General features: G+C 67.3%; 7 protein-coding genes and 1 pseudogene. All 8 read right to left on the minus strand.

Going from position 1 to position 8,791, the window contains the following annotated elements; genetic code table 11:
• Positions 1-77 precede the first annotated feature (77 nt).
• Positions 78-704, minus strand: a complete 627-nt coding sequence (eda, locus tag DB30_RS28180; RefSeq protein WP_052554664.1) for a bifunctional 4-hydroxy-2-oxoglutarate aldolase/2-dehydro-3-deoxy-phosphogluconate aldolase — start codon at positions 702-704, stop codon at positions 78-80.
• Complete coding sequence (locus DB30_RS28185; protein ID WP_052554667.1) at positions 701-1,669, minus strand: glucokinase; 969 nt, start codon at positions 1,667-1,669, stop codon at positions 701-703. The genes eda and DB30_RS28185 overlap by 4 nt, the downstream gene beginning before the upstream one ends.
• Complete coding sequence (gene edd, locus DB30_RS28190) at positions 1,669-3,489, minus strand: phosphogluconate dehydratase (protein ID WP_052554669.1); 1,821 nt, start codon at positions 3,487-3,489, stop codon at positions 1,669-1,671. Before edd ends, DB30_RS28185 begins: the two co-directional genes overlap by 1 nt.
• Entirely contained in the window at positions 3,486-4,187 is a 702-nt protein-coding gene (gene pgl / locus DB30_RS28195; RefSeq protein WP_052554671.1) for a 6-phosphogluconolactonase, read from the minus strand. The genes edd and pgl overlap by 4 nt, the downstream gene beginning before the upstream one ends.
• Entirely contained in the window at positions 4,180-5,643 is a 1,464-nt protein-coding gene (gene zwf, locus DB30_RS28200) for a glucose-6-phosphate dehydrogenase (RefSeq protein WP_052554673.1), read from the minus strand. Before zwf ends, pgl begins: the two co-directional genes overlap by 8 nt.
• Positions 5,644-5,653: 10 nt before the next feature.
• Positions 5,654-7,381 (minus strand): hypothetical protein, encoded by a 1,728-nt coding sequence (locus DB30_RS28205; RefSeq protein WP_052554676.1) that lies wholly within the window; start codon positions 7,379-7,381, stop codon positions 5,654-5,656.
• Positions 7,378-8,157 carry an SHOCT domain-containing protein gene (locus tag DB30_RS28210; protein WP_146660958.1) on the minus strand — a complete coding sequence of 260 codons (780 nt, stop codon included), beginning with the start codon at positions 8,155-8,157 and terminating at the stop codon, positions 7,378-7,380. Before DB30_RS28210 ends, DB30_RS28205 begins: the two co-directional genes overlap by 4 nt.
• 32 nt (positions 8,158-8,189) lie before the next feature.
• Positions 8,190-8,791 (minus strand): annotated as a pseudogene (locus tag DB30_RS41735) (hypothetical protein); the annotation flags it as partial.

The following is an 8,791-nucleotide window of genomic DNA, read 5'->3' on the forward strand; positions in this document are numbered from 1 at the left end:
GCGGGGCGAGCCTAGTATCCGAACCCGCCCCGGAGCGGTCAAGCCCAGCGTGGGATCTGGGGCGAGTGCGCACCCTGCTAGTGCGCATTTTGATGGTTTGGCGCGCTGCAAGCCGCCTGGGCGAAGCGGCGGATTTGCTCGGGATCGGTTGGGTCCTTCGCAAGCCACGAGCCACCCACACACAAGACCTGATCGATCATGAGCCAGTCGGCCATCGTGCTGGCGGTGATGCCTCCGGTGGGGCAGATACGCAGATCCGGGAACGGCCCCAGCAGGGCCGAGAGCGCCTTGATGCCCCCCGATGCTTCGGCGGGGAAGAATTTGAAGTGCTCGAGGCCGAGGTCGAGCCCGCGCATGATGTCGCTGGCATTGGCGACGCCGGGCAAGAACGGCACGCGCGTGGCGATGGCGGCGTGACCGAGCGTCTCGGTCAATCCGGGCGAGACGATGAATTCGGCACCAGCTGCGATCGCGCGCTCGAGGCTGGCGGTGTTGATCACGGTTCCCGCCCCGACGATCGCACCGTCAACCTGTTTCATCTTGGCGATCACCTCGAGCGCGGCCGGGGTTCGCAGCGTCACCTCGAGCACCCGCAGTCCGCCCGCGACCAAGGCTTGCGCCACCGGGATCGCGTGCGCGACATCGCTGATGACGAGGACCGGGATCACCGGCGCCATGCGCATGATGGTCTCGATTGGTTTCATTCCACGAATTCCTGGGCGTAGGCGACGGCGGCACCGAACAGGCCGGGCTCGGGGTGCTTGATCAGCTTCACGGGAACGGCCTCCATCAAGCTGCGATATCGGCCCTTCGAGACGAAGCGTTGGGCGAATCCAGAATTGGGGAGGTGCTTCGCAAGCCGCTGGCCAAGTCCGCCCGCGAGCACGACCGCGCCAGGGCCGTGGGTCAACGCGATGTCCCCGGCGACCGATCCCAGCGCCAGGCAGAAGCGATCGAGGGCGGCCGCGGCGATGCTGTCGGCGCCCGTCAGCGCCCGGGTCCAGAGCGCTTTGTCGTCACCATGCGGAACGTCGCGGCCCTCCATTGCGGCGAGCACCTCCCAGATCGCGCGAAGCCCAGGCCCGGCGACGACCCGCTCGACCGAGACCCGCGTGTGCTTGGCGCGAAGGTGGGCGAGGATCCGATCGTCGATGCTGTCGAGCGGCGCGAAGTCACTGTGCCCGCCTTCGGTTGCGATGACGTGCGCGGCGCGAGGCGTTCGCAGCAGGGCCGCGACCCCCAATCCGGTGCCGGGACCAATGATGCTGATCACCCCAGCGTCGGGCAGCGGGATGTCGGGACCGGCGACGCGTGAGAAATTGGCCGGGTCGACCGCGCCAACGGCATGGGCGATCGCCTCGAAGTCGTTGATCAGAATGTGGGTGTCGACGCCAAGCTTGTCTGGGATCAGCGCCGGCCGGACGATCCACGGGTTGTTGGTCAGCTTGATGACATCGCCGCGGACCGGGGCGGCGATCGCGATGGCTGCGGCACGTGGCAGCGGCCGGGCCAGACCGGCGCCGAACGCCTGCCAGGCGATCTGCAGGCTGGCGTGCTCCGAGGTCGCCATATTGACGGGCTCCGACAGCGCGACGACGCGCCCCGACTCCACCGTTGCGATCGCAAAGCGGGCATGGGTGCCGCCGATATCTGCGGTGACGATCTCCACTAGAGCCCCGCCGCCCCGAGCATCGCCGACGCCCCGGCTTCGGCCTCGGTCGCCATCGCGCGCATCATCGCAAACAGCTCGCGCGAGCTCCCCGGCACGAAGGCCGGGGGATCGGCGAGCGTGCGCGCCTGCCAGGTCTTGGGTTCCACTTTTGCTTCCAGAACACCGGCTTCGGCGCAGACCCGGACAATGTCGCCGTCGCGCAGCCGGCCAAGGCCGCCGCCCTTTTGTGCCTCTGGGCTGCAGTGGATCGCGGCCGGGATCTTTCCGCTCGCGCCCGACATGCGTCCATCGGTGATCAGCGCGATGCGAAAGCCGCGATCCTGCAGCACGCCCAGCGGCGGGGTGAGCTTGTGCAATTCGGGCATGCCGTTGGCCGCGGGACCCTGAAAGCGGACGACGACCACCGTGTCTTGGTCGAGCTCCCCGGCCTCGAACGCCGCGATCACTGCATGCTGATCGCAAAAGACGCGGCACGGGGCCTCGATCGTCCAGCGACTTGGGGCGACCGCGCTCACCTTCATTGTTGCCCGGCCAAGGTTGCCCTGCAGCAGCCGCATGCCGCCTTCGGGCTGAAACGGATCGGACACGGGCCGCAACATGACGTTGTTGGTGCTCGCCGAGGGTCCATCTGCCCAGACCAGCGCGTCCTCGACGAGGGACGGCTGCTTCGCGCCGTCCGACAGCTTGTCGCCGTAGACCGTAGCGATGTCGTCGTGGGCGAGGCCGGCCCCCACGAGCTCGCGGATCACGTAGGGCATGCCGCCAGCGGCTGCGAAGGCGTTCACGTCGCCCGATCCGTTGGGGTAGATGCTGGTGATCAGCGGGACCACGCGCGAGAGCTCGTCGATGTCGGTCCAGTCGATCAACACGCCCGCCGCCCGAGCAATTGCCGGCAGGTGGATGACGTGATTGGTCGAGCCGCCGGTTGCGAGCAGGCCAACGATCGCGTTGACGATCGCCTTTTCGTCGATGCACCTGCCGAGCGGTCGGTAGTCAGGGCCGTTCCAGCCGATCTCGAGCACACGGTGGACGGCGGCCCGGGTCAGCGACTGCCGCAGCTTCGTGCCAGGGTTGACGAAGCTGGCGCCCGGCATGTGCAGGCCCATCATCTCCATCATCATCTGGTTTGAATTGGCGGTACCGTAAAATGTGCAGGTCCCGGGACTGTGATAGCTGGCGCTCTCTGCTTCGAGCAGCTCGGAGTTGGATGCCTTGCCCTCTGCGTGAAGCTGGCGGATGCGGACCTTGTCCCGGTTGGGAAGGCCCGAGGGCATGGGCCCGGCGGGGACCAGGATCATGGGCAAGTGCCCGAAGCGGAGCGCCCCGATCAGCAGGCCCGGCACGATCTTGTCGCAGATGCCGAGCAACAGCGCGGCTTCGAACATGTGATGCGAAAGGGCCACGCCGGTCGCCATTGCGATCACGTCGCGGCTAAACAGCGACAACTCCATGCCATCTTGACCCTGGGTCACGCCGTCGCACATCGCCGGCACGCCGCCCGCCACCTGCGCCGTCGCTCCGACCTCGCGCGCCCAGCTCTTGATCTGATCCGGGTACACGCCATAGGGCTGATGGGCCGACAGCATGTCGTTGTAGGCCGTGACAACCCCGATGTTCATCGCGTTGCCGGCTTTGATCCGCGCTTGGTCGGCACCCGCCGCGGCGCACCCGTGCGCCAGGTTGCCACACGACAGCTGCGGGCGGTGGGTCCCGGCGTCGCGCTGGCGATTGACCAGATCCAGATACGCGCCGCGGCTTGCTCGAGAGCGCTCGGTGATGCGCGCGGTCACGCGTTCGATGTCGGGATGTAGCGTCATTGGGGTGCCCAGTATACTCGGACCGGCGTGGGGATGGCCGCCAGCACGCGGCCGACAGGGAAGCCAGAATTGCTGCCCTCTTCAATTGCTCGCTCGATCACGGTGCGCTTGTTCGACCCGGTCGCGGCGACCGCCACGGCTCGCGCGGCGGCGATCGCTGCGAGCGTCAGGCTGACTCGCGCAACGGGCGCTTCAGGCGGCAGGGGATCAGGCGTCACCCCAAGCGCCCGCGCCGGATTGTGGGGATCCACCGCGGCAGCGAAGTCCTTGCCTGGAAAGATCGAGGCGGTGTGTCCGTCGCCGCCAACCCCGAGCAGGACGAAGTCGAGCGGCCAGGGCAGGCTGCGCAGGCGCTGGTCTGCGATCGGACCCGAGCCCGTCGCGTCCGTCAGCGGCTGAACCCGCGCGCCGAGCGGTTCAAATATCTTCGTCGTCGCGGTCACGTTGGAGAGGGGGTCGCCAAACGGTACCAGCCGATCGTCGGTTGGAATGATGACAACGCGATCCCACGCCAGCTCGTTGTGGGATAGCGCTTCATAGGCAGGCCATGGCGTGTTCCCGCCCGACAGCGCGACAAACGCCGTGCCGCGGGTGGCGACCGCAGCCTCGATCGCATCGCGCATGGCACTTGCGACGGCGGTTGCCAGGGCGTGGGCGTCTGAACAGTCGCACCACCGAATGTCGTGACGACTATTCATGCCAACTACGCCCGTCGCGTTCAGTCAACGCCAGACCCGCGACCGGCCCCCAGCTGCCTGCGGTGTAGCCCTTGGGCGCCTCGGCCTGTTCAGCCCAAATTCGGCGGATCGCGTCGACCCAGCGCCACTGCGCCTCGACCTCGTCACGCCGGACAAACAAGGTCTGGTCACCCTCGACGAGGTCGAGCAGCAGCCGCTCATAGGCGATCCGGCGCCGCGACCCGTGAAACGCCTCGCTCAGCGACAGGTCGAGCGGCACCTCGCGCAGGATCACCCGCTCGCGCTCGAGCCCCGGCTCTTTGGCCATGACCAGCAACCGCACATATTCCTCGGGCTGTAGCCGAATAATCAAGGTGTTGGCCTGCAGCTTGCCGTAGCGGCCCTTGAAAATATTGTGGGGGACGGACTTGAATTGCACGACGATCTCGCTGCGTCGCTCGGCCATGCGCTTGCCGGTTCGCAGGTAAAACGGGACACCATGCCACCGCCAATTGTCGATCCGGGCCCGGAGCGCGACGAAGGTCTCGGTGTCCGAAGGCTTTCCCAGGTCGCCCTCGTAGCCGGGCACCGACTTCGCGCTCGAGGTTCCGGGGCCGTATTGACCGCGCACGCAGTCGCCTTCGCTCAGCGGGCGTAGGGCCCGCAGGACCTTGACCTTTTCATCGCGGATCGCCGTGGCATCAAACGCCCCGGGCGGCTCCATTGCGATCAGCGCGAGCAGCTGCAACATGTGATTTTGGACCATGTCACGCAGCGCCCCGGCCCCATCATAAAAATCGGCGCGGCCCTCGAGCCCCACGGTCTCGCTGACGGTAATCTGGACATGATCGACATGCGCCGAATTCCAGACCGGCTCGAACAACATGTTGCCGAAGCGCAGCGCCATCAGGTTCTGGACCGTCTCCTTGCCAAGATAGTGATCGATGCGAAAAATCCGGTGTTCGGGGAACGCCGCCGACACCGCGTCGTTGATCTTGGCCGAGCTGATAAAATTGGTGCCAAGCGGCTTCTCGAGCCCAATGCGGACGTTGTCGCCCGCCAGCCCCGCCGACGCGAGGCCCTTGATCGTGGGCTCGAACAGCGAGGGCGCCGTTGACAGGACGATCGACAGGCCACCGGAGATATCGCCTGCCTTGGCAGCCAAGCGGTCGAACCCTTCTACGGTCGAGGCGTCGAGCGGCTGGTAGTACAGGCGGCTCGAGAAGGCGTGAAGCCGATCGCCAGCCTTGCGATCATCGGGGAGATGCTTCTCGAGCGCAGCGCGGGCTAGCTCGCGGAACCCGGCGTCGTCAAGTGGCGTTCGCGCGGTCCCGATAATCCGCAGGTCGGGCGCGATCAGGCCATCTGCATGCAAGGCGAATAGCGACGGCAGCAGCATTCGCTGGGCCAGGTCGCCAGTTGCGCCAAACAGGAGGATGGTTGCATGGCGTTGGGCACTCTTGGACAAGGTATTCATCGAGCTCGATTCACCACCAGATGTTGGCACCGATCGTGATCACGTTGTAGTCCGGCAGGTTGAGCGGACTCCCACGATCGTTGTCCAACGACGCCGCGCCCCAGCCGTCGGGCAGGACCGAGGTCACGGGCGGCTGGACGCAAAAATAGTACTCGGCCGGGTCGGCGCACTCGCGCTGCGCGTAGAAATAGCGCGAGTATTGAATGTAGATCTGCTCGCGGGTCAGCCAGGAGCTGCGGAACACCAGGCGCGGCGAGAAGATAGCGAAGCTCTGGTCGGGCAGGCTGCTGTGCGGCTGCACCCGATCAAAGCGCAGCGCGGCGCCCAGCCAGGGCAGGGCGCTGTAGAACAGATCGGCGCCATACTTGAGCTTGTGGGTCCCGTCCACGTCGGGGTCTGGCGAGTCGATGAAATTCAACATGCCGTAGACGGTCAGCCGCACGTCCCAGCCGGCGCCCCAGAACGAGTCACCCTCGAGGATCTTCTTGAGGCTGTGCTCGGTCTGGAGGCCAAGCGTGTACACGCCGCCGTCACCGTCGGACTGCTGGGTCGGGCCCTCGAGGTAATTGTCGACAACGCCCAGCGTGAAGTTGCCGCCGCCCTGGGCGTGAATGACCTCGATCGCGGGCCCAACCGTGCGCGCCTTGTTGGCGTCGATGATCGAGAAGCCAAGGTACCAGTAGCCGGCTCGGTTGGCGTTGACCCGCAGCTCGGGCCCGAACACCTGCATGCGCCCGCGGCGGTTCTCGGGGTTGAGCTCGCCGCGCCGATCTTCCTCCATCGCGTAGGCGGCGAGATAGTGGAAGTTGAACTCGACCTTGTCATTCCACTCGACCCCGGCGTGCGCGTGGTTGAGCACCGTGAACCGCGAGGTGTTGTAGATGCTGGGGTTCGGACGGTTGACCCCAAACCCGTGCTCGAGGTTGATCGTGAATTTCTTGATGGGGATCGCCACGCTGACCGTCTCGCCCATCGCGCGGGTTCGCCCAAAGATATAGGTCTCGTACTCGCCAACGTCGTAGCGGCCGGACATGCCATAGCGATTGTCGAACGCGCCAACCCGGGCCCGCAGCCGGACCGCGCTGTTGCGAAACCGCGGCGCGAGGGTGACAAAGGCCTGGCCAATGCCGAGCTGCGCTTGCTGCTGGTTCCAGGCCACGTCCGTGAAGTTGAAGGCCTCGATGACGGCGGTTCCGCGGGCCACGTCGTTGCCCACGGAGAAGTACAGCTCCGACCAGCTGCGCCGCATGTGCGAGGTGTGCTGCCAGCTCAAGAATTGATCGTCGGCCACCAGCGGCGCGTGCAAGGTTGTGCGTCCCGTGTCCGGGTGCTCACCAATACCAAGCTGCATCGGCGCGTTGAGGTAGCCGTTGAACTCGAAGCCCCAGCTCTTCTCGGCCACCTCGCCGCCGCCGTGGGTGGTGACAGGCTCGGGGCTCAGGCTGCGTCGCGGCCCCGGCCCACCAGCGGACTCGCTCGCGCCGTTGGCCGCGGGGTGGGCCTCGTCCGGACGCTGGGCCTCGGGTAGCAGACGGACCGTGGGCAGCCCTTCGTCAGCGTTTGTCTGGGCGGCTTCGCTGGGGCTCTCGGGCTCGCCCTGGACGGCCGGGTCGGTGGCCGGGTCGGTGGCCGAGTCGGCGGCCGAGTCGGTGGGCGTGTCGCTGCTCGCAGCGGGCTCGGACGCCGGCGGACCCGAGAAGCCAAGCAGAAAGAACAAGGTCGAGAGGGTCGTGGTCATCGTCGGGCCTTCGGGCTGGTCGGGGGAGTGCGGGGGCCGAGTGGAGCGCGCCGACGCTCGTATTCTTCGCGGTCGATGATCCCGTCGCGGAGCAGCTCGTTCAGCAGCTCGAGCTTCGCCGTGTTCGCGTCCAGATCGTCCGCCGCGGTGGCTGGGGCAGGGTCTGCGAGCAGACGCCAAGCCACCCATAGCCGCGGCGCGCCGTCGTCGGCCGGGCCAAGATCCTCGCCGGTCTCCGTGACGAGCCGCGCGCGGGTCTGGGCCCGCTCGGTTGGATCGTAGGGATCGACGTCGTCGGGCGCGACGCGATCGTCGAGCAGGTCGAACGCGAGGTGAAAGCGACCGTCGAGGTCGACAAACGCGATGCCCCGAGTCTGGCGATCGTCAGGGGTGAGCCACGGCGTGTGGGCGTCGTCCTCGACGCTGAGCAAGAATCGAACGCGCTCGCGCGGGCCGGCGTGGGTGAGCCCGCGCGCGAGCGCGGCGGCGAGACGCTGGCGATCCTCGAGCTCGATCGGGCGGGCCAGCCGACGACCTTTGGGCCGCCCATAGGCGAGCTCCGCGAGCAGGGTATCGAGGCGCTCGGCGAGCTCGTGCTCGCTGCTGGTGACCGGGTGTGCGAATCGCACCGGGACCCCCGGCTGCGCAGGTTCGAGCTGGACGAGCAGGCGGTGCCCGGCGATCTCCTCTCGCACCACCGTCTGCGCGGCGGGAGCGGTGCTGCACCCTGCGAGCGAGAGCCCGAGCACGAACAGCGCAGGTCGAATGCTTCGCACGATGGAATCGAGGGGGCTGCGGTCGTGAACCGTCAGCAACCGAGGCTGCTGCAATCGCACGAGTTGGCGCAGTCGAGGTTCTGCGGCTGGAAATTATCGCCGCCCCCGCACGTGACCGCGCACGAGTCCGGGCCACACGTGACGTCCGTATTTCCGCAGCTGCCCTGGCCGGTGCACGCGACATCGCACTGGCCCTGGCCGCAGACGATCGTCGCGTCGTTGCAAGAGCCGTTGTTGCCGCACGAGATCGAGCAGTCGCCGTCGGCACAGTTGACGGTTGTGCCCTGGCAGGCGCCTTGGCCGTCGCAGGCGACGTCGCACGGCCAACCGGGCGGACAGCTCAGGTCTTGGCCATTGCAGCCGCCGCCCATCAGGCACTGAATCTGGCAGCGGCCACCCGCACAGCTCGCGCACTGGGGCGGACAGTTTCCTTGGCCGTCTGGGCTGGGGACGCCATCGCAGCCGATGTTGTCGCCATCGCCGTCGCCGGTGCTGTCGCCATCTCCGTCGCCCGAGTCGCCGTCCCCCGAATCGCCGTCGCCGTCGCCCGAGTCGCCGTCGCCGTCGCCCGAATCGCCGTCGCCGTCGCCGTCGCCGTCGCCCGAGTCGCCGTCGCCGTCGCCGTCGCCCGAAT

The sequence above is a fragment of the Enhygromyxa salina genome (assembly GCF_000737335.2).
GTDB lineage: Bacteria > Myxococcota_A > Polyangia > Nannocystales > Nannocystaceae > Plesiocystis > Plesiocystis salina_C.